21 protein-coding genes are annotated in these 19,848 nt (G+C 63.7%); 7 read left to right on the top strand and 14 right to left on the bottom strand.

Annotated elements, in window-relative coordinates; translation table 11 throughout:
- Positions 1–19 precede the first annotated feature (19 nt).
- A complete protein-coding gene (locus RF641_RS12205) occupies positions 20–1,264 on the top strand; it encodes an allantoate amidohydrolase (RefSeq protein ID WP_424573288.1) in 1,245 nt (414 codons plus the stop codon).
- Positions 1,265–1,387: 123 nt separating this feature from the next.
- Here RF641_RS12205 and RF641_RS12200 read toward each other — a convergent pair whose 3' ends face one another.
- From RF641_RS12200 to RF641_RS12185, 4 genes are all read right to left on the bottom strand, one after another.
- Entirely contained in the window at positions 1,388–1,726 is a 339-nt protein-coding gene (locus RF641_RS12200; RefSeq protein WP_146956063.1) for a hypothetical protein, read from the bottom strand.
- 202 nt (positions 1,727–1,928) lie between these two features.
- Positions 1,929–3,059 (bottom strand): tyramine oxidase subunit B, encoded by a 1,131-nt coding sequence (locus tag RF641_RS12195; protein WP_424573287.1) that lies wholly within the window; start codon positions 3,057–3,059, stop codon positions 1,929–1,931.
- A gap of 49 nt (positions 3,060–3,108) precedes the next feature.
- On the bottom strand, positions 3,109–3,456 hold the full coding sequence (locus RF641_RS12190) for a P-II family nitrogen regulator (RefSeq protein WP_047118147.1): 348 nt from the start codon (positions 3,454–3,456) through the stop codon (positions 3,109–3,111).
- A 23-nt stretch (positions 3,457–3,479) separates the two neighbouring features.
- Complete coding sequence (locus RF641_RS12185; RefSeq protein ID WP_424573286.1) at positions 3,480–4,718, bottom strand: ammonium transporter; 1,239 nt, start codon at positions 4,716–4,718, stop codon at positions 3,480–3,482.
- 386 nt (positions 4,719–5,104) lie between these two features.
- Here RF641_RS12185 and RF641_RS12180 point away from each other — a divergent pair, with 386 nt between their 5' ends.
- The gene (locus RF641_RS12180; protein ID WP_424573285.1) at positions 5,105–5,866 is read left to right on the top strand and encodes a gamma-glutamyl-gamma-aminobutyrate hydrolase family protein; all 762 of its coding nucleotides are present in this window, start codon (positions 5,105–5,107) and stop codon (positions 5,864–5,866) included.
- Positions 5,867–5,907: 41 nt separating this feature from the next.
- Positions 5,908–6,465, top strand: coding sequence for a TetR/AcrR family transcriptional regulator (locus tag RF641_RS12175; RefSeq protein ID WP_047118149.1), 558 nt, complete (start codon positions 5,908–5,910; stop codon positions 6,463–6,465).
- Here the strand turns inward: RF641_RS12175 and RF641_RS12170 are convergent.
- The gene (locus RF641_RS12170) at positions 6,462–7,085 is read right to left on the bottom strand and encodes a thymidine kinase (protein WP_047118150.1); all 624 of its coding nucleotides are present in this window, start codon (positions 7,083–7,085) and stop codon (positions 6,462–6,464) included. The genes RF641_RS12175 and RF641_RS12170 overlap by 4 nt on opposite strands.
- Positions 7,086–7,426: 341 nt before the next feature.
- Here RF641_RS12170 and RF641_RS12165 point away from each other — a divergent pair, with 341 nt between their 5' ends.
- Positions 7,427–7,723 (top strand): hypothetical protein, encoded by a 297-nt coding sequence (locus tag RF641_RS12165; protein ID WP_047118151.1) that lies wholly within the window; start codon positions 7,427–7,429, stop codon positions 7,721–7,723.
- Here the strand turns inward: RF641_RS12165 and RF641_RS12160 are convergent, their stop codons facing one another.
- Together RF641_RS12160 and kynU are read right to left on the bottom strand one after the other, a co-directional pair.
- Positions 7,724–9,106 (bottom strand): amino acid permease, encoded by a 1,383-nt coding sequence (locus RF641_RS12160; RefSeq protein WP_424573284.1) that lies wholly within the window; start codon positions 9,104–9,106, stop codon positions 7,724–7,726.
- Between the two features lie 121 nt (positions 9,107–9,227).
- Positions 9,228–10,508, bottom strand: a complete 1,281-nt coding sequence (kynU, locus tag RF641_RS12155) for a kynureninase (protein ID WP_424573283.1) — start codon at positions 10,506–10,508, stop codon at positions 9,228–9,230.
- Between the two features lie 106 nt (positions 10,509–10,614).
- Here kynU and RF641_RS12150 point away from each other — a divergent pair, with 106 nt between their 5' ends.
- Positions 10,615–11,100, top strand: coding sequence for an Lrp/AsnC family transcriptional regulator (locus RF641_RS12150; protein WP_047118154.1), 486 nt, complete (start codon positions 10,615–10,617; stop codon positions 11,098–11,100).
- A 305-nt stretch (positions 11,101–11,405) separates the two neighbouring features.
- On the opposite strand, the gene RF641_RS12145 is transcribed toward RF641_RS12150, so the two are convergent.
- Positions 11,406–11,654 (bottom strand): hypothetical protein, encoded by a 249-nt coding sequence (locus RF641_RS12145; protein WP_424573282.1) that lies wholly within the window; start codon positions 11,652–11,654, stop codon positions 11,406–11,408.
- Positions 11,655–11,722: 68 nt separating this feature from the next.
- On the opposite strand from RF641_RS12145, the gene RF641_RS12140 reads away from it, so the two are divergent.
- Entirely contained in the window at positions 11,723–13,183 is a 1,461-nt protein-coding gene (locus RF641_RS12140) for a sensor histidine kinase (RefSeq protein ID WP_424573281.1), read from the top strand.
- Positions 13,180–13,848, top strand: a complete 669-nt coding sequence (locus RF641_RS12135) for a response regulator transcription factor (protein WP_047118157.1) — start codon at positions 13,180–13,182, stop codon at positions 13,846–13,848. The genes RF641_RS12140 and RF641_RS12135 overlap by 4 nt, the downstream gene beginning before the upstream one ends.
- A 103-nt stretch (positions 13,849–13,951) precedes the next feature.
- Here RF641_RS12135 and RF641_RS12130 read toward each other — a convergent pair whose 3' ends face one another.
- The 6 genes from RF641_RS12130 to RF641_RS12105 all read right to left on the bottom strand — a co-directional run bounded on the left by RF641_RS12130 (position 13,952) and on the right by RF641_RS12105 (position 19,848).
- A complete protein-coding gene (locus RF641_RS12130; RefSeq protein ID WP_047118243.1) occupies positions 13,952–14,803 on the bottom strand; it encodes a polyphosphate polymerase domain-containing protein in 852 nt (283 codons plus the stop codon).
- Positions 14,803–15,438: a DUF4956 domain-containing protein gene (locus RF641_RS12125; protein WP_161449985.1), complete on the bottom strand. Its 636-nt coding sequence runs from the start codon at positions 15,436–15,438 to the stop codon at positions 14,803–14,805. The genes RF641_RS12130 and RF641_RS12125 overlap by 1 nt, the downstream gene beginning before the upstream one ends.
- Before the next feature lie 1,294 nt (positions 15,439–16,732).
- Positions 16,733–17,134, bottom strand: coding sequence for a hypothetical protein (locus RF641_RS12120; protein ID WP_424573280.1), 402 nt, complete (start codon positions 17,132–17,134; stop codon positions 16,733–16,735).
- A 334-nt stretch (positions 17,135–17,468) separates the two neighbouring features.
- On the bottom strand, positions 17,469–17,828 hold the full coding sequence (locus RF641_RS12115) for a hypothetical protein (RefSeq protein WP_161449986.1): 360 nt from the start codon (positions 17,826–17,828) through the stop codon (positions 17,469–17,471).
- Between the two features lie 186 nt (positions 17,829–18,014).
- Positions 18,015–18,929 (bottom strand): hypothetical protein, encoded by a 915-nt coding sequence (locus RF641_RS12110; protein WP_424573279.1) that lies wholly within the window; start codon positions 18,927–18,929, stop codon positions 18,015–18,017.
- A 112-nt stretch (positions 18,930–19,041) separates the two neighbouring features.
- A complete protein-coding gene (locus RF641_RS12105; protein WP_424573278.1) occupies positions 19,042–19,848 on the bottom strand; it encodes a hypothetical protein in 807 nt (268 codons plus the stop codon).

The following is a 19,848-nucleotide window of genomic DNA, read 5'->3' as shown; positions in this document are numbered from 1 at the left end:
AACCCGCAGGAGAAATCGCATGCATCATCTTGACACCGCCAGCACCATCCCCGCTTCCACCGTCGCCTCGCTGATGGGGCAGATCGCCGGCATCGGGCGGGACCGGCTGCGCGGCGGCTACACCCGTCCCGTGTATTCCACTGCAGAGCTGGACCTGCGCGGCTGGTTCACCGAGCAGGCCGCCGCGCGGCAGCTGAGCGTGGAGCAGGACGGAAACGGCGCGCTGTGGGCTTGGTGGGACCTTCCCTCCGGGATCCGCGCGGACGCCGTGGCCACCGGAAGCCATCTGGACTCGGTCCCCGGCGGCGGGGCCTTCGACGGGCCGCTGGGGGTAGCCAGCGCGCTGGCCGCCGTGGACATCCTGCGGTCCAGGAACCTGAAACCCACCCGCCCACTGGTCTTGGCAGTCTTTCCCGAGGAGGAGGGATCCCGCTTCGGGGTGGCCTGCCTGGGTTCACGGCTGCTGACCGGCGCCCTCGACCGGGACAAGGCGCTGAACCTGCGCGATCCGGACGGCAACACCTTCGCCGAAATCGCCGCGCACCATGGGCTGGACGTACGGCGCATCGGAGCGGATCCGGCGCTGCTCGGACAGCTCGGCGCCTTTGTCGAACTGCATGTGGAACAGGGGCTCGGGCTTGGACAGCTGCAGCATCCGGTGGCCGTGGGCGGATCCATCCTGGGCCACGGGCGCTGGAAGCTGTCCATGTCCGGGCAGGGCAACCACGCCGGCACCACGCTCATGCGCGACCGCCGCGACCCCATGGTCGCCGCCGGCCGGACCATCGCCGCCGTGCAGCAGATTGCCCGCGCCCAGGACAACGCCCGCGCCACCGTCGGAAGGCTGCACCCCGTTCCCGGCGGCACCAATGTCATTGCCTCGCGCGTGGATTTCTGGCTGGATGTCCGGCACCCGGACGACGCGGTCACCGCAGCCGTGGTCCAGGACATCCACCGCGCCGCGCAGCAGATCGCGGCGGAAGAAGACTGCGGCTTCGAATTCTCGCAGGAGTCGCTCAGTCCGACCGTCGGCTTCGACGCCGACTTGTCCCGCAAGCTGGGCGCGTCGCTGGGCAACGCTCCCGTCTTGGACACCGGAGCGGGCCATGATGCGGGCGTGCTCGCCGGGCACGTTCCCAGCGCCATGCTGTTCGTCCGCAATCCCAGCGGCATCTCCCACTCCCCCGAGGAATACGTCGAGGATGCGGATGCCGAGCTCGGCGCGCTGGCACTGGCTGACGCGCTGCAGGGCTTGTTGAGCTGATCCCCGCGCCAGACGAACCCCCTGCGCGAAAGCCCGGGGCCGCATCCGGAGAATTCCGGATGCGGCCCCGGGCTTTCGCCCGCGCCGCCGAAGCTGCCACCGGCAACCCGAGGCTCGTTCCAGTCAGAAGGACTTCAACAGCGCCGGGACATCGTTCCGGTCGGGATTCGGGTGCCCGTAGTTTCGTGCACGTACCGCGACCACCAGGCCGAGCACGAGCAGCAGCAGCCCCGCGGCCGTGGTGAATCCCAGCAGGGCCGCCAAGCATGCGGCAAAGAGGATCAGCGTGTTGCGGCGGTAGACTCTCGCCACCGACCGCGGCTGGGAACGCGCCGCGTTGCGTGTCGCCAGCCAGTACACCACCGCGAGGGCCAGCTGCGGCCAGCCCGCTGCATAGCCCGGCAGCAAAAGAATCCCCGCGCCGGATGCCGCAAAAACCAGAACTTCGGCCGCTGGCCTCATCAACAAGCACCTCCCCGTGCATCACTAGGACCCCATGCTATCGGCCGCCCGGCGCATCCGGCCCCACCCGCCACGCGGTCGGGCGCGGACGTTAAATAGCAGTTAAATAGCAGTTCCCCGGACGGGGGCCACACTCCGCCGTCCGGGGAACTACATCCATGCGGGCTCCGTTTCCGAAGCCCGGGTCTCTTGCCGGGTGCCGCTACGCGAGCACCGGGGCCTGCCACAGGTTCAGCACCTGGCCGAGGTCCTTCTGCTCCGCCGAACGGTACAGGTCCGTCGCCCACGCCACGTCCTCGATCGGCATGCCGCCGACCGAGTAGAGGATGATCTCCTCGTCATTGCGGCGCGCGGGGACCTTGCCGGTGGCCACGTCCGCGATTTCCTCCAGCTTGGACTCGGGCAGCTTGCCCTCGCGCATCAGGTCGTGGAAGTGCGTACCGGGGATGCCCAGCAGCTCGTAGGCCTGGGTGTCGTATTCCTCGGCCCAGGCGTCGTACAGCCCCCGGGCATCGAGCACCAGGCGGGCCTGGTTGATCACGAAGTCGTCGTCGAACCTGGCCGCGGCCGGCAGCAGGAACAGCGCCCCGGGCTTGATGGCGGAGGCCGGGAAGTACGGGAAGGCCCCGGAACCCTCGATGTCCGTGCTGGTGGTAGCCATGACGATGTCCGCGTCCTTGATGGCCTCCTCGATGGTTTCCGCTGCGATGACGTTGGCCACCTGCGGGAAGTTCTCGCGGATGTACGCGGCAAAGGTTTCCACGCCGGCGGCCGAACGCCCCTTGATGCGCACGGTGTCGATGCCCGGGCGCAGGGTCAGCGTGGCGTCGATGACGGACTTGGCGATCACCCCCGGCCCCACCACGGCGGCGATCTTCGCATCTTCCCTGGCCAGGTGCTTGACGCCCACGCCCGGCACCGCCCCGGTGCGGTAGGCGCTGAGCAGGTTGGCGCTCATGATCGCCATCGGCGCCCCGGTATCGGTGTCGTTCAGGGTGAACAGGTGGATGGAGCGGGGCAGGCCCTTGGCGCGGTTGGCGGTGTTGGAGCCGTACCACTTGACCCCGGTGGTGCCGAAGCGGCCGCCGAGGTAGGCGGGCATCGCCATGAAGCGGCGGTCCGGGCCGTCGCAGGGCATGCCCTCGTGGACCGGCACCTCGGGGAAGGTGATCATCGCCCCGTGGGAGTTGCCGTTTTCGCCGGCCATCATGTAGTCCCCGTTGCGGAGCAGAATCAATGCCTCTTCCATGACGTCGGTGCAGCGGGCGATGTCGGTGACGCCGGCGGCGATCATGTCCTGTTCGCTGAGGTAGCGGAAGTTGATTGCGGTCATTGGTGGACCTTTCGTGAATGAAGTGCGGAAGCTGGTGGTTGGTGGATTTCTAGATGGCCGCTTCGCCGGTTTCGCCGGTGCGGACGCGGATGATCTGCTCCAGCGAGGCAACCCAGACCTTGCCGTCGCCGATTTCGCCATCCGGGCCTGTCCGCGCGGCCTCCAGAATGGTGTCCAGCGCGCTGTCCACCTTCGCGTCCGGAACGAGCAGTTCCAGCCGGATCTTGGTGCGGAAGTTCACCGAGTATTCCTGGCCCCGGTAGTATTCGGTGCGCCCGCCCTGGACGCCGCGGCCCTGCACCTCGGTGGCGGTCATTCCTGTGAATCCGGCTTTCTCCAATGCGGCGCACACGCTTTCGAGCCGGATCGGCTTGATCACTGCGGTGACGAGTTTCATTTGCCTGCCTTTCGATGCGGGACTTAGAACGGACGGCTGTCGTAGGCGGTTTCGGCATGGACCGAACGGTCAAGTCCGGCTTCCTCGTCCGCCTCGTCCACACGGATCGGGCGGATCTTGTTCATGACCCACAGGATCGCGAAGGTCATGCCGAAGCTGTAGCCCAGCGTGACCGCAATGGCGATCAGCTCGCTGCCCAGCTCAGAGAACGCCCCGCCGAAGACGATGCCCGCCATCTCGCCGGGAGCCGCCGGGTTGGCGAAGAACGTGGCGAACAGCGAGCCGGTGATGCCCGCGATGCCGTGCACCGCGAAGACATCCAGCGAGTCGTCGATGCGGTGGCGGCGTTTCCAGGTGATGGCCCAGGCCGCGGCCGCCGCAGCCAAGAAGCCGACCATGATGGCGCCGACCGGGCCGACCACGTCGGCCACCGGGGTGATGCCGACCATGCCGGCGATCGCGCCGGTTCCCAGGCCCAGCATGGTGGCATGCCCGTCGCGGATCCGTTCGATCGCGATGAATCCGAGCATGCCGCCGCACAGCGACAGCAAGGTGGTGAGCACCACGTACTGGGCCAGGAAATTCGCGCCCCCGGCCGTGCCGCCGTTGAAGCCCATCCAGCCGGTGGCCAGCAGGCCCACGCCGATCATCATCAACGGGAGGTTGTGCGGACGTCCGGCCTGCGCCTTGCGGCGGCCCAGCACCACCGCCAGCGCCAGGCCGGCGGCGCCGGCGTTCATGTGCACCGCGGTGCCGCCGGCGAAATCATGGAAGTCCAGCTGGTTGCGCATCCAACCGCCCACGGTCCCGGCTTCCGGATTGTCGAAGGCGAAGACCCAGTGCGCCAGCGGGCTGTAGACCACCAGAACCCACAACGCCACGAAAACCAGCCAGGATCCGAATTTCATGCGGCCTGCGGCGCCCGAGGCCACCAGGGCGGCGGAGATCGCGGCGAACAAGACGTAGAACGCCGCCCAGAAGGTTCCGCCGGCCTCGTCATCGCTCATGAAGTCGGTGTAGAACGAGAAGTCCAGCGGGTTGCCGATGAGCCCCAGTCCGCCGACCGAGTCGCCGAGTACAAGCCCGTGGCCGACCACGACGTAGACGACGCCGGTCACGGCCAGTGAACTGAGCACCATGAGCATCATGTTCAATACGTTGCGTCCGTTGAGCATGCCGCCGTACAGCATTGCCAGCCCAGGAAACATCAGCAGGACCATGGCGAATGCAGCCAGCAGCCAAGCCATGTCAGCAGCTTCCATCTCGGGACCCCTTTCGAAGAGTTTGAGTGCGAGTGGGTTCAAACTATCGACGTGAGATTCCGCGGTGCTTTCGATTTTGTTTCTGCGAAGAAACAGAATGTTTCATTATTCGAGCCACATATCGCGGTCGTGACATTTATGTAAATTGCGCGTCGCTGCCCGAAATAATTTTTGCCTCGCATTCACTCCGGGAGTATTTTCGAGAGCACATTCATACACGCCAGCACGGGATTGTTAACGGAAGGCTATTGAAGAATTTCCGGAAATCCCGATGAAACAATCCTGACCTAATCACGAAATCACGCGGTTTTACACTGGCAGGGCACCCGCGAATTTACCGCTCCGACGCATCTGCCGGGAGCGGCCAAAGCCAAATGGAGCCCGACATGGAACCGATGAAAATTGCCGTCCTGCATATCCGCGACACTCGCGAGCACGACCCCGGATTCCAGCTGGAGCTGGACGAGCTCAATGCCAGCGCCGCCACACAGATCCTCGCGGAGGGGCATGAACCGGACCTTGTCGCGACCTGGCAGCTGTCCTTGGAACAGGTGCAGCAGCTCGTGGACTGTTCGGATGCCGTCATCATCATGGGCGGCGAAGATGTGGACCCGGAATTCTACAACGGCCCTGAAGACTACCCGGGATCCGGAACCCACGAGCCGCAGGCCGACCGCATTCAGATCGCCGCCATCCGCTACGCAATGGCCACCGGCACTCCCCTGCTGGGCATCTGCCGGGGCATGCAGCTGCTCAACGTCGCCTTGGGAGGAACCCTGGTGCAGCACCTGCACAACGTGCAGGACCACCGGTGCGAAGGGACGGATCCGTTTGCGCAGACCCGTGTGGGCTTTGTCGCCGAAGCGCTGGCCGAAGACTTGTCGTCCGGGGACCTCCACCTATGCTCGCACCATCAAGCCATCCACGCCCTCGGGGCGGGGCTGCAGATCGCGGCCATGTCCAGCGACGGCGTGATCGAGGCAGTGGTCCACGACTCCGCCAAGGCCACAGCGGTGCAGTGGCACCCGGAGCACTCGCAGACTGCTGCTGCCCAGCTGGGTCCGTTAATCCGGCGGCTGGCGCACCAGCACGCGCAACCGGCCGCAGGGGAGGCTGAAATCCTGCAGCACCAGTTCGCCGGCGCATAGCCGCCGGTCCGTGGGACAGGGCGTACGTCTAGACTTGAGGCATGGCATTGACTCAGTTAACGGTCGTGGATACCGCGGTCGACATCCTGCAACAGTTCGGATTGGCTGATTTGTCGATGCGTCGACTGGCCAAGGAACTGGATGTCCAGGTCGGCGCCCTGTACTGGCACGTGAAGAACAAGCAGGAGCTGCTGGCCCAGGTCGCGGCGAAGCTGCTGAACACCCCGGCGCTCGCGGTGCGGGCCGAGGACTTCGCTTCGCCGGGCGAGGCGGTGCTGCAATTGATGCGCAAGCTCTATCTGGCGCTGCTTCCCATCCAGGACAGCCCCGAGGTCATCGAGGTTGCCAGCGCCATGCAGGTGAAGGACCTTCAGCCGGTGCTGCTCCTGCGTGCCCTCTTGCAACGGGCCGGGCTGACTGCCGAGCAGGCGCGCTTCGGCCAGCAGCTTTTGCTCAACCACGTGCTGGGCTCGGTCGCCTACCGCCAGAACCTCATCCAGCTGGACGTGGACTCGGAGGAAAGCGACGGCTACGACTGGGGCCTGCAGCGGGCCGTCGCCGGGCTGCTTTCCCCGGCGCCAGCCCCCGCGCAGGATTAACCGAGCGTTCCCCCGGAAAGCTCCAAATAGCAGGCCGCGCACAGCGATTCGTACCAAACGTCCTCGCCGTCGATGGCCACCTGGTCCCCGTCGAACACCACGTTCTGGCCGATGCGCCGGGTGTTGAACATGGCCTTGCGCCCGCAGCGGCAAATCGTTTTCAACTCTTCAAGCGAGTGCGCCAGCTCCATGAGCCGGGCCGAGCCGGGGAACGCATGGGTGCGGAAGTCCGTGCGGATGCCGTAGGCCAGCACCGGAACGTCATCGAGCACTGCAATACGCAACAGGTCGTCGACCTGCTGCCGGCTCAGGAACTGGGCTTCGTCCACCAGCAGGCAGGCCACGGGCGGAGCGTCGATGTGCGGGACGAGCGCGTCCGGGTCGTCGCCCGAAGCCAGTGCCGCGAACTGCTCGCGGACGTTGTCCAAGGGCGACACAATCAGGTCCACCGCACGGCTCAGCCCGAGCCGGGAAACGATCGAGCTCTCCCCCTTGGTGTCCACCCCGGGCTTGGCCAGCAGGATCCGCTGCCCGCGCTCTTCGTAGTTGAAGGCGGCCTGCAGCAAGCTCGTCGATTTGCCCGAGTTCATTGCCCCGTATCGGAAATACAGCTTGGCCACAGTCGCCCCTTGTCGAATCCATCGGCCTGCCAACGGCAGACCACCTACGATTTTAGCGCCCGGGGCCCATTCCTCCATGACACTGCATGTCGTTCCGCGACCAATTGTGACCGAGCGGCGTGCGGATCGCCGCCGCCGCTTCCCCTGCACCGAAACGGTTTTATAGCATGGAGCCAGCTTCACGAGATCTGATCGCTGGGAACCCCACGGGTTCCGGCAAGGCTCCGACCGATCAGGCGCCAACCCCACACAGTTGTACGGCGGGTGGCTCGGATGACGAAGCGGCTCGCGGCGCATCCGGCGCTTCGGGCAAGGACAACAACCTGCAAAGGCGTGGACTCATGAGCAAGCAAACCCATCTCGGCCTGGCCGCGAAGCCGCTGACAGCCAACCCCCTGCCCCGCTTCGCCAATGACTGGATCAGCGCCTGGCTGCAGTTGGACGGCGGCACCGGGCTGCTGCATATCGGCGCGGGCCCGCGCGAATGGATCCTGGAACCGCTCGATCCGACGGCGCTGGGCGCCGCCGTAGATCCGGGAACCCAGATCGTGGGCCAGTTCAATCCCGATTTGAAGATCGCCCTGATCCCCGGATCGCATCTGGTGGCGGGCAGCTCGTTCTTCCGGCTGCGCGCGTAGTCAGCTGCGCGCCACGGGCTGCCGGCGGGCGAAAACCAGCCAGTACAGCAGCGACATCACGACCACAAACGGCAGGCCGAAGACCAGCGTGAACTTGAATTCCTCGACGAACAACGTGGTCAGCAGCAGCCCGCCCAGCAGCGCCGCCCCGAGGATGGAAGCCGCGGGGTAGCCCGGCAGCTTGAATTCCAGCGGGCTGCGCTCGCGGGCGGCCTGACGGCGGAAGCTGACGTGGGTCAACAGGATCATGAACCAGGTGGTCAGCGCGCCGAAGGTGGCCAGCGACATCATCAGGCCGAAGCCTCCCTCGGGGAGCACCGCAACGGCGATCGCCGCCACGGCGATGCCTCCGCCTGACATCCACACTGCATGCACCGGGGAGCCGTTGCGGCTGGTGCGGTGCGCCAGCTTCGGGGCATGGCCTGCATCTGCCAGCGAGTGCAGCATGCGGGTCGCCGCGTAGAGCTGGGCGTTCATCGCCGACAGGGCCGCGATGATCAGCACGAAGTTCAGCACCGAGCTGGCAAAGGGGATGCCCACCTGATCCATGACGGTGACAAACGGCGAACCGCCGGAGATCAGCTCGCTGGTCGGCGCAATGGCAAGGATCAGCGCCATGGTCAGCACGTAGAACAGCAGCAGGCGCAGGAAGGAGACCTTGAAGGCCTTGCGCACCGCGAGCTGCGGGTTGCGGGCCTCGGCGGCCGCGATGGAAATCGCTTCGATGCCCATGTAGGAGAAGATCGCCACGATCACCGCGCTCCAGGTGCCCGACAGGCCGTTGGCGAAGAAGCCCGAATCAACGCTGTAGTTCGCGAACCCGAAGCCGTCGGCCGGGTCGTGGAACACCAGCCAGGCGGCGATGACGATGAAGGCGATGACCGCGAAGACCTTGATGGCGGAGAACCAGTATTCGGTGGTGCCGAAGACCTTCACGCTGGAGAAGTTCACCGCGAGCAGGGCGGCGGAGAACAGCAGCACCCACAGCACCCCGGGCACCTCGGGGAACCAGAACTGCATGTATTCGCCGATGGCGCTGACCTCCGTGCCGACCGCAAAGATCAGCGCTGACCAGTACATGTATTTGGTCAGGTAGCCGGCGTAGCGGCCGAGGTAGCGTTCGGCGTACACGCCGAAGGAGCCGGCCACCGGCTGCTTCACGGTCATTTCGGCGAGCGCTCCCATGACCAGCAGCGCGATCACTCCCCCCAGCACGTAGCTGAAGATGACCGAGGGGCCTGCCATCGCGATGGCGAGCTTGCTGCCGGCGAACAGTCCGGTGCCGATGGCGCTGCCCAGGGCGATCATCGCCATCTGGGCAGGGGTCAGCGATTTCTTCAGGCCGGGGCCGGGCCCCTTGGTTCCAACCGGCTGCTGCGCCAACGATGCTCCCTGCTGTGTACGTGTGCGGCACGCGGATCTTCATTTGCGCGCCGCGTCTAAGCGTACTCGGGAGCTTTCACCCCGGATCTTCGCCGAAGATCCGGGGTCTGGCGGATACCGCCTAGGTCACGGCATTTCGGACCGTGAACTCTTCGCGCTGCCAGTCGCCGGTGTGCAGAATCTCACGCAGGATTTCCACCGCATCCCAGATGTCGGTGCGCGAGAGGTACAGCGGGGTGATGCCGAAACGCAGGACCTCCGGCTCGCGGTAGTCGCCGATGACGCCGCGGGCGATCAGCGCCGCCATGATCTCGTAGCCGTGCTCGTGGCGGAAGCTGACGTGGCTGCCGCGCTGGGCGTGCTCGCGCGGGGTGACCAGTTCCAGGCCGTGGTCGGCGCAGCGGGTCTCGACCAGCTCGATGAACAGGTCGGTGAGTTCCAGCGAGGCGGCGCGCACCGCGTCCATGTCCGCTTCCAGGGCGATATCCAGCCCGACCTCGATCATGGCCAGGGAGGTCACCGGCTGGGTGCCGCACATGAAGCGGCGCACGTCGTTGGCCGGGGTGTAGTGCTCGGCCATCTCGAACGGGGCGTTGTGCGACCACCAGCCGGACAGCGGCTGCCAGAAGCGGTCGTGGTGGCGGGCGTTGACCCAGATGAAGGCCGGGGATCCGGGCCCGCCATTGAGGTACTTGTAGGTGCAGCCCACCGCGTAGTCCGCGTCCGCGCCGTTCAGGTCTACCGGGACCGCACCGGCGGCATGGGCCAGGTCCCAGATAACCAGCGCGCCGGCGTCGTGGGCGGCGGCGGTGATCTGATTCATGTCCCACATGGAACCGGTCCGGTAGTTGACGTGGGACAGCGCCAGCACGGCGGTGTCATCACCCAGGGCCGCGCGCAGCGAGGCCTCGTCATCGATGAGCTTGACCTCGTAGGGCACACCCGTTTCCTGCGACAGCGAGTTGACCAGGTCGGCCAGTCCCTCGGCGATGTAGATGTCGGTCGGGAAGTTGTCCCGTTCGGTGATGATGACTCGGCGGTGCGGCGCATCAGACTTCTGGGTGCGCAGCGCGGAGGCCAGCGCCTTGAACAGGTTCAGACTGGTTGTGTCCGTGATAGCGGTTTCGCGGGGGTTCGCTCCCAGCAGCTGGCCCAGCTTGTCGCCGAGCACCAGCGGAAGCTCAAACCAGCCGGCTTCGTTCCAGGAGCGGATCAGGCCTTGGCCCCATTCTGCGGTGACGACCCGCGCCGCGCGTTCGGCCGCGCCATGGGGCAGCGCACCGAGCGAGTTGCCGTCGAGGTAGATCACCGATTCGGGCAGTGCGAAGCGGTTCTTGAACCGGCGCAGCGGATCCTGCGCGTCGAGCTGTGCCAATTCCTCGCGGGTGTGTACCGTCTGCACGCTGTGCTTCCCTTCCTGGATGCCATGAATGTCCCTCCATCGTAGAATCAGAAGCAGGAAAATTTCTTGGGTTCCGAATTTTTGCAAATAATAGGGAGGCTGATCCGTGCCGGATTCAGTATGGGCAGTTTCGGGGGCCGACTCGGCGAATTCCGTTCACATCGACGAGGTTGACTTGGCGATCCTCGTCGAACTGAGCCGGGATGCCCGCCTGGCGAACAACGTCTTGGCGCAGCGGGTGGGCTTGGCTCCTTCGACCTGCCTGGGACGCGTCAAGATGCTGCGCACCCGCGGGGTGATCGAGGGCTACGAGGCCAAGATCAACGAGAAGCTGCTGGGTGTCACGGTCAACGCGATGATCTCCGTGATCGTCGCCCCGCAGGCCAGGGACCGGATGCTTCCCGCGGCCAAGGCCCTGGCGGCGCTGCCTCCGGTCCGCGACGTTTTCGTGCTCGGCGGCACCCCGGACCTGCTCATCAGGGTCGCCACCCGGTCCATCGACGAGTTGCGCACTTTCGTCGCGAGCCATCTGGGATCTAACCGTGCGTTCTCCTCCACGCAGACGAATATCATCTTCGAGCACCTGCGCTAGCCGGGGTGCCGGTGGACGTCAGGTGAACATCCGCTGAAATCCAGGTGCCTGCGCTGCGGACTGCGCCGTCGCACCACATCATTCGAAGAATTCTGCGAACCCTCGATGACCTGATGATTTTTATTTCACATGGCCGTATCATGAGCCTTGCTGCGATTGGGGAGCACACCACACGATGAGCCGTTTTCTCATGTTCGTCTCATCTGGCACGACGAGAATGAGGACATGGGAAAACGCATAGCGCTTCGGGCGATTGGCCTGGTCGCGGCTCTCGCCATCATCGGAGCGGGAATCGCGGCTCTGGCTCAGTTGGTCTCCGGACCTTCCCAGAGGGATCTGGGCCCGGGCATCGTCGTCCACCAATCCGAGGTGCCCAGCGAGGACGCCGGCTTCGCCGAGCGTACCGGGGAACCTGCCGACCCGTCGGCCGCGCCTACCCCGAGCAAAGACCCCAAGGAACCGGCCAGCCCGTCGGCCTCGGCGAGCCCCTCGGCCTCCAGCAAGCCGAGGCCTTCGAAAACCAGCTCTCCCAAGCCCACCCAAGGTCCGGTCAAACCGCTTCCGCCGAAGGCCCCAGTGGATGATGACGACGCTTGGGACGACGACGCCTACGATGACGACGATGATGACGACGACTCGCAGACCGCCGCGTCGCCGGGTCTCCATCCGAGCCCGCGTGCTCGCCTCGATGATCCTTCTGGTTGGCTTCGCCCTGGCGGTCTCCGGTGCCGCGATCTACGTCTACGAACGCCAGGAGCTCAACGCGCGCCTGGATGATTCACTGACCCGCACCGTGGAGGAATTCCGGGTGCTGGCGGAAACCGGCATCGATCCGCAGACCGGCAACGGCTTCAAGCACGCCGAGGACCTGCTCTACACCGCCATGCAGCGCACGCTGCCCGCCCGCTACCAGGGCATGGTGGGTTTGAGCGCTGACCAGCTGCAGTGGACTGCCCCCGCCACCGTGGAAATGCGGCTGGAGGAAGACCCGCAGTTCCTGGAATGGGCCAAGACCAGCGCCGCGGACCAGCATGTGCGCATCGAGAATTTCGAGACTGAACTGAGCGAATACCGCGCCATCGTGGTTCCGATCCAGCTCTCCTCCGACCCCAAGCCAGCACGCTTCGTGCTGGCCTACGACTACACTGCCGAAGTCAGCCGCATCAACAAGCAGTTCATGGTGTTCTTCGGCGTGGGCCTGGTGGTAATGCTGCTTGCCGGAGGCGCGGCCTACCTGATTGTCGGGCGCATGCTCGAACCCATCCGCCGGCTGCGCGACACCGCCCGCCAGATCTCCGAATCCGACCAGTCCTCGCGCATCGAGGTCACCGGGGACGACGAGTTCGCGGAGTTGACGGTCACCGTCAACGACATGCTTGACCGGCTTCAGGACGCACTGAATTCCCAGCGCCAGCTGCTGGACGACGTGGGTCACGAGCTGCGCACCCCGGTGACTATCATCCGCGGCCACCTGGAGCTCATGGATGTCCAGGATTCCGAGGACGTCGCCCAGACCAAGGACATCGCACTGGACGAACTGAAGCGCATGTCGCTGCTGATCAACGACCTGATGACCCTGGCTGGGGCCAATCGCGCGGATTTCCTGTCCGCCAAGCCGACCGACATCGGCACCCTGCTGGACGAAATCCTGGACAAGGTCCGCGCGCTGGGAAACCGCGACTGGCGCATCGGCCACCGCGAGGAAGCCAACGTCACCCTGGACCCGGCCCGCATTACCCAGGCCATGTTGCAACTGGCCGCCAACGCCGTGAAATTCTCCGACGAGGGTTCGCGCATCGATTTAGGCTCGGCCATGCTCGAAGAGCAGGACAAGGCGCCGGTGCTGCGCCTCTGGGTGCACGATGCCGGCGTGGGCATCGCCCCCGAAGACCTTGAACGGATCTTCGAGCGCTTCGGCCGCGGCCAGAACAGCGACCGGGCCAAGGGCTCCGGGCTGGGCCTGAATATCGTATCGGCCATCGCCGATTCCCACGGCGGATCGGTCTGGGTGGATTCCGTGCCCGGCAGCGGTTCGACGTTCTACATCGACATCCCCTTGGCCGAAGGAGCCCACAGCGTATGAGCCTCATCCTGATCATCGAAGACGAACCGCGAATCAGCTCCTTCATTGCCAAGGGCTTGAAGGCCGCCGGCTTCATCCCCACCGTCTGCGCCACCGCGCGCGAGGGCTACGCCCAGGCCCGGTCCGGGAATTTCGAGCTGATCATCTTGGACCTGGGGCTGCCGGACGAGGACGGCTTCAGCCTGCTGCGTCGGATGCGCGAATCGCACATCGACGTCCCGGTGATCATCCTGACCGCCCGAAACAGCGTGGACGACACCGTGGCCGGGTTGCAGAACGGCGCGGACGACTACATGGCCAAGCCCTTCCACTTCGACGAGCTGCTGGCCCGGGTGCGGCTGCGGCTGCGCACCGAAGACTCGTCCTCCGACGTCTCGGTCCTTTCGCACGGAAACATGGAAATGGATCTGCTGCGCCGTCTGGTCACTGTCGACGGTGTCGAGGTGGACCTGTCAGCCCGGGAATTCTCACTGGCCGAGGCCTTCCTGCGCAACCCGGGGCTGGTGCTCAGCCGCGAGCAGCTGCTCTCCAGGGTCTGGGGCTACGACTTCGACCCCGGCTCCAACGTGGTGGACGTGTACGTGCGCTACCTGCGCAACAAGCTGGGCGGGGAGCGTTTCGAGACGGTGCGCGGCGTCGGCTACAGGCTGGCCCGCGAATCCTAGGATCCCGCAAAACCAATGCCTTGGCCGCCTGTCCCCTTGCGGGGCTGGCGGCCAAGGCATTGAGGAGCGCCTTCCGTGGAGGGGGCCGGAGGCGCCGGCCGCGCTAGCTAGCGGCGGCCTGCCAGGGCCCGGTGCCCCGGAGCTTCGAAGCGGGTCGCGGACCGCTGGCATGCCGGGACGACCCGAAACGCTGCTCCAGCAGCCGGCTCCACTTGTTGGCAGGAAGCTGCGGATTGAGCAGCGCAATGCCGATGCAGTACTTGCTCATGCTCACCGGGCGGATTCCCAGTGCCGCCAGCGCCTGGTCGCTGACTCCGCGCCCGTCCGCTGACTTGGTTTCCACCACCACCAAGTCCGGCCCCTGCACCTGCTGCCGGCCGTTGGCGTACTCCAGCTCCACGTCGCAGGTGACCCGTTCCCCGTCCAGCGGGTTCACGAAGGTGCTGCGGATGTAGGAGCTGTCCAGCACCGGCATCAAATCGGGCACCTCTTCGCCGTATTCCCTGGACACCACCTGGTCCAGGAACTCCAGCGAGCTGTCGGTCAGCCGCCCCGCGTCGTCCAGTTCCTGTTCGATGCGGTGTTTCACGGTGGCGCCGCGCAGGCCCTTGGTCTTGATCTCGAACATCGACAGCCCGGTGTCCGCATAGGTGCGGCTGCGCACCTTGTAGCGGCGCCGGCGCCCCTGGCGGTGCGCGCGGTACTGGGCGAAATCCTCGGTGTCGAAGTAGACCGATTCGTAGCGGAAGGTCCGCAGACCGTCGATCTCCATGATCTTGAAGTCCTCCCGCAGCCGCTGCGCCAGGGCCGTGAACTCTTGGGCGGTGAGCAGGAACTTGCGGTCCACGCGGGTCTGCAGGGCCGCCTGGTCGATCACCTCGTCCAGGCCGATAGGTGCACGGCACACCACTGCTTCTTCCAGCGCGGCTTTGGCGCGGCCTGCGAGCGGCTGCATCAGGACCACGTCTCCTGGGCGACCGGCGCATTCTGCCGGGGCGCGTTGGCCAGCTGGTACGAACCGCCGGATTCCCGCTCGCCGCGGCTCGGGCCGACCCGGAAACGCACGTCCACAATGGTCAGGTCGCGGACCATGTCCAGCTCGATGACCACGGTACGCAGGACCTTGGCGCCCAGCAGCTCCTCCAGGGCCCGGGCCAGATCTTCCGAGCGCGGGTAGGCCTTTTCCAGGGTCACTGTCTGGCGTTGGGTGCGCGGGGCGAAGCCGGGATGGTCGGCGAAGAACATCACCACGACCAGGGCCGCGGTCACCGCCGGGGAGAACCAGGCCGGGTCCGGATGCAGGCCGTTGACCAGGCCGATGGCCAGCGAGATGAAGTAGTAGGCAACTTCCTCCTGGGTCAGGGTGTCAGACCTCAAGCGGATGATCGAAAGGATGCCGAACAGGCCCATGCCCAGGCCAACCCCGGCGCCCGAGCCGGACAGCAGCATGGTGACCGCGAAGATGCCCATGCTCAACGCGATGTAGGCAAGGACCAGATCACGGCGGAAGTGCCGGCGGAAGTAGACGAAGTACACCAGCACGGTCATGCCAACGACGTTGGCGGCCAGCGCCATCCAGAATGACAACATTTTATTTACCTTTCACCGGAAGTTCATTTCTTGTTTCAAGAGTAGGAAGGCCAAATGAAGGAAATAAAAGAAGCCGATGAGAAGACTCTCATGTGCATCATGGGATGCATGACAACAACTGACGCTCCGGCTCTACCAGTGGAAGCCCTGAAAAACCCGCATCAATCACCCGAGAGAACAAGGGACCCCGGCGCACGAGGGGTCAAGGGCGGATCGGGTGCCTCCGGAAGCGATCAGAACATAGACCAACTCCAGCGTCTTCTTATCAACTAGAGCGCTGAACCAGGCAGCTCACCATGTTGCGGTGCCCCTTTCAGGAGCCAGATCTGCCTCATGCACCCATCGGAAGATTCGACCCACACCCCCAGTGCGTAGTCCTTCCGCACTTCGTCCCGAGGAGTGCGGTCGCCTTTTTCATTAGATACAGTGCGTCAAATGCCCTCTTAATGCCTACCACCGGAATCCACGCGGAGCCCAATGGAATGTAGTAACAATAACGGTTCGGCGTGGGAAAGCTTGAACTTCTTTAAGTAAAACATTATATTTTCAGTTTCTTTGGAGTCCGGTGATCCGTCAGATTTTTGAACGTAAATTACCAACAGACCATCATGGTGTCAGGTGACCGTGCCCAAAACCGTCTTGCAGATTTGATATAGCCGTTGTGGCGTGACACTGCGCTCAAGTTCAAGCGCAGCCTTTCGTACTTCTGGGCAATTTCTGGTTGCCACATTCCCTCAAGGTACCTCGCAAGCCGTTGAAGCTTGCCTGCTAACTCCTTGCCTGATGCTCCGTCTAATTAAGCGGCCATTTTCCTATGCACTCCCCTGTAGCTGAGTCGCCGAGTCGCCGAGTCGCCGAGTCGCCGAGAATTCGGTTTTCATGGTTGGTTCGCGTCCCGCAACTAGCATGATCTCTTAAATCCGGTTTGCGGTGCGACATGTCTGGCATGTCTTGGGGTCGTCGGCCTGAACCCGCCTTCAAAGACATGACCGGTGTGATTGGCTCGAGATCACGTCCCCCTGAATAGCGACTGCCACTTGTCCCGGCGCCCGGCACCGCCTTTCCAGCGGGCTCGATCGGCTTGTTGAACCAATAACGTCACGACGACAAGTAAAGATTGGAGTCCACGTGCCGATGTCTACAGATTTCGCTCATGAGTCATTGGGGAGCTACTCGCCCTACACGGAAAGCTGACATAATCGCGCCGGCGGGATTGCCTCGACGTCATACAACGCACTGCGAAGAAAATTGCGGGCGCCATTATTGATCCGGCGGACCCTGAACCGAGCGTTCTTCAAACTCTTCCCTCACGACGCGACACATTGCCGGTTCTCGAATAGCGCCGATCCGCCAGGAACCTGAAGTGTGCCCCGATAATGGCTCCGGACACCGCACTCATCAATTCCGTTGGCCACAAACCCAGCCATCGGCTTTCGGTCAGGCCAAGTAGCGCAACGCTGGCGAAGACCACTAGTGAAAGCGCCAGACCAGCCAGATTTGGACGCAGAAAATAGTACATCGCAGATCCACACAGCACTCCTACGGCTGCTCCCAGCAAAAGCAGTGGAAGCACACCCACCCCCGCGAAGGACAGAGACAACGCAACTGCCGACAATGGAGCGGCGATGGCAACGGCCCAGAACACTGCGTCGGCCCCCTTGGCATAACGCGGTTTGCGCTCAGCTTTCTCGATCATTGTCTCCACCGACTTCCATCACAGTCATCTTCCTCGAACAGCGATTCGATGCTCACTGTTGCAATCTCCACGCAACCACTGTGTTCGAAGCTTCCAGACATCGCGACAAGCTGACGACCGAACGTCACTCAGCACCCTCCCAGTTCCGTCAGCCGCTTCAACTTGGCTGCCACGGAACTTCGGGACCGCTAATCCTATTCGGCATCCACTTGGTCGTAATTTTCACGTAGCCGGATTCTGCGTACACATCGGTGGGTACCGTGAGCAAGCAATATCGCTTGTGTGATCGCGGATTGGCATTCAATTCAACGCGAAGGACTCCATGAAGTACAACCTACCGTTTCCGGCTACCCAGCAAGCCGAATAGACCGGCCCGTCCGCCGTTGTGCCGGGCGAATCTGCGCAGCTCCCCGATCAGCACCGCAAATCTTGCCGTAGCTTGAGAATCCACTTCCCCGCTTGAATTCGTTACCGGATGATCGCTGATGCTCATGGGACCGGCTCGCAGCGCCCCTTGCAGTTCCCGGGTGATCTGCCGCAGCCGATCAGGACGGACACCCGCCTCAAGTTCACTGGCGAACGCCCTGAATGTCTGGGCGGCTGCCGTGAGGCGCTCGTGTTTCACGTACGAAGACAGTTCACGCAACTGCTCCGCAACTTGCCCGAACGATTTGCGTTCTCGTTCAGCTGCCATGATTCAATGATCTCCCCTCGGTCCCACGGGTTCTGGATGCATGCCTTATTCGTACCGTCAGGATTAATTGGGTCCCATCCTTGGCTGTCATATTTCAGAAATGCCTACCACCAAAAACCTCGGGCAACCCCTACGTGCTCGGTAATCCGTCGGACTTATGAACGAAAATCCCATCCGCAGTTTTTGTCAATCCAATTCGTCTTGTCGGTATAGCGAAAGCCAGCGGTGCCCTGGAGCGTACTGATCGTCTTCAATGAGATCCGTAAGGTTCTTTGCGAAGTCTCGATCAAGCAGGTCATTGACGACCTCTCTGGCTTCGTTGTGCCCCGGCGCCCACCCCGTCGGAAACTTTTTCGTCGCGACCCACTCTGGTTCCGAGGATCCAATCGGCGTAAACTCGATTTCCACCAACTCATCGTCCACTTCTGGTACCCAACGCACCCTAATCCTTGGTACTGGCAAAAGCTCCGACCAGAAGTTCACTCCATCCGTCGGCGGCACAAATGACAAGATCGATGTGGCCGCATCATCGGGCAGACCACACGCTAGAGCCAGACGCTCGAAGGTGTTCGCGTAACGACGCGGAACAGGAGTTCCTGCTTCCCGAACCGCCGAAAGGATCCGCTCAAGAGCAGGACCTGGGGTTCCACGGCCGAGCAGTGAACATGCCTCATGGAGGGTGGCCTCACCCAATTCGCGACTAAACCACTCGGCCATCCACTGACACTGCATCAGAACCAATCGTTCCTCTGCTGAAGATACGGGCCAATCCGGTTCAGAAGGATTCTTCTCCAGGCCGCACCAGGGTCCCGGCTCCTCAGTCTTCGCAAACTTAGCCCAGAGAATGCCGCGTTTTCCCGCCGCGCGGTCTGCTTCCTCAACAATCCTTGATGCCAAACGAGGATCAATGTGATTCGTCTGGGCAAGTAGGCTACCGGGCTGTCGACTGGCACTCATGACATCCGCGGGATAACGGGTGCGGAGCCTAAAGGCTGGGATCGAGGCACCTCGAGGAGTTGCCTCGACTTCGTAAACTCCCGCGGCTGACCTATGCCAGTCCGGTTTGTGTATTCGGCGAACCCGGAATTTTGGGTTGCTCATAGTCACATCCTTCATCCCGGCATCAGCCCCTTGCCCCGGTCCGCGCTCCTAACAGCTATCCTGTCAACGATGAGGCGGCACTCAGCCGCATTGGCGCTGGTTGCCTCGGAGTTCACATGGGTAGTGGTCGGCGGTCGAGGACGTCCGGGGAGGTCTTCCACGAAAGCGAAGAATCGGCGTCCCCAGCTGACGCGAAACGGCGGGCCGCGACCAATGCGGGTTCCAAGGTGGTTGTTTCCCGCCTCGCATAGGAACCCTTCAGGTCACCAATGACGACGTCCAGCGAGGGGCCCACGACACCAGGTGAAGCCAGAAAACTCCAATGGCCCTCATCCGTCGTGTCCGGATTGTAGAAGACCACCATGGCGCCCCGGGCATCCCCGCAGAAATCCATTCTGGCAGGACCACGTAGGGCACTGACAATGGTGGCAGTTTTGCCGTCCAAGCTGCTGATTTTCTCTTCCAGGCTTTCTGCTGTCGCCTCGCGTTCTTCGTATTCCTTGCGCCCGTTACTCCACTGAACCAGCAGGGTCGCAGCTCCCCTATTCGGCCGACGGGCATGGCGGTGATCCGTAAAGTACCGCAAATGCGCACCAAGGATGGCACCAGTTATCGAACCTAAAAGTCCCACCGGCATTCCCCCCAGCCAGCGGCTTCCCGATAGGGACAAGGCGGCCATCCCGCCAAAAAATACCACGGCAAGGGCGACTTTCGCCCAGTTGGGCGACAAGTAGTAGAAAACGAGGGTGCCAAAAACTATGCCAGCGACGCACGAGACTACCAAAAACGGAAGAACGGACGCTCCGACGGAAGCCGCGGACACCGCGATCGCGACGATGGGGGCGATGACGGCGACAGCCCAGCTCAACGGGCTAGCACCCTTCGTGTAGTAAGGCTTCCTTAATGCGTCGGGGCCCAT

It is taken from the genome of Arthrobacter sp. 'calajunan', from assembly GCF_046940185.1.
GTDB classification, from domain to species: domain Bacteria; phylum Actinomycetota; class Actinomycetes; order Actinomycetales; family Micrococcaceae; genus Glutamicibacter; species Glutamicibacter soli.
The sequence above is the reverse complement of the archived record's forward strand: the minus strand, read 5'-3'. Positions and strand labels throughout refer to the sequence as shown.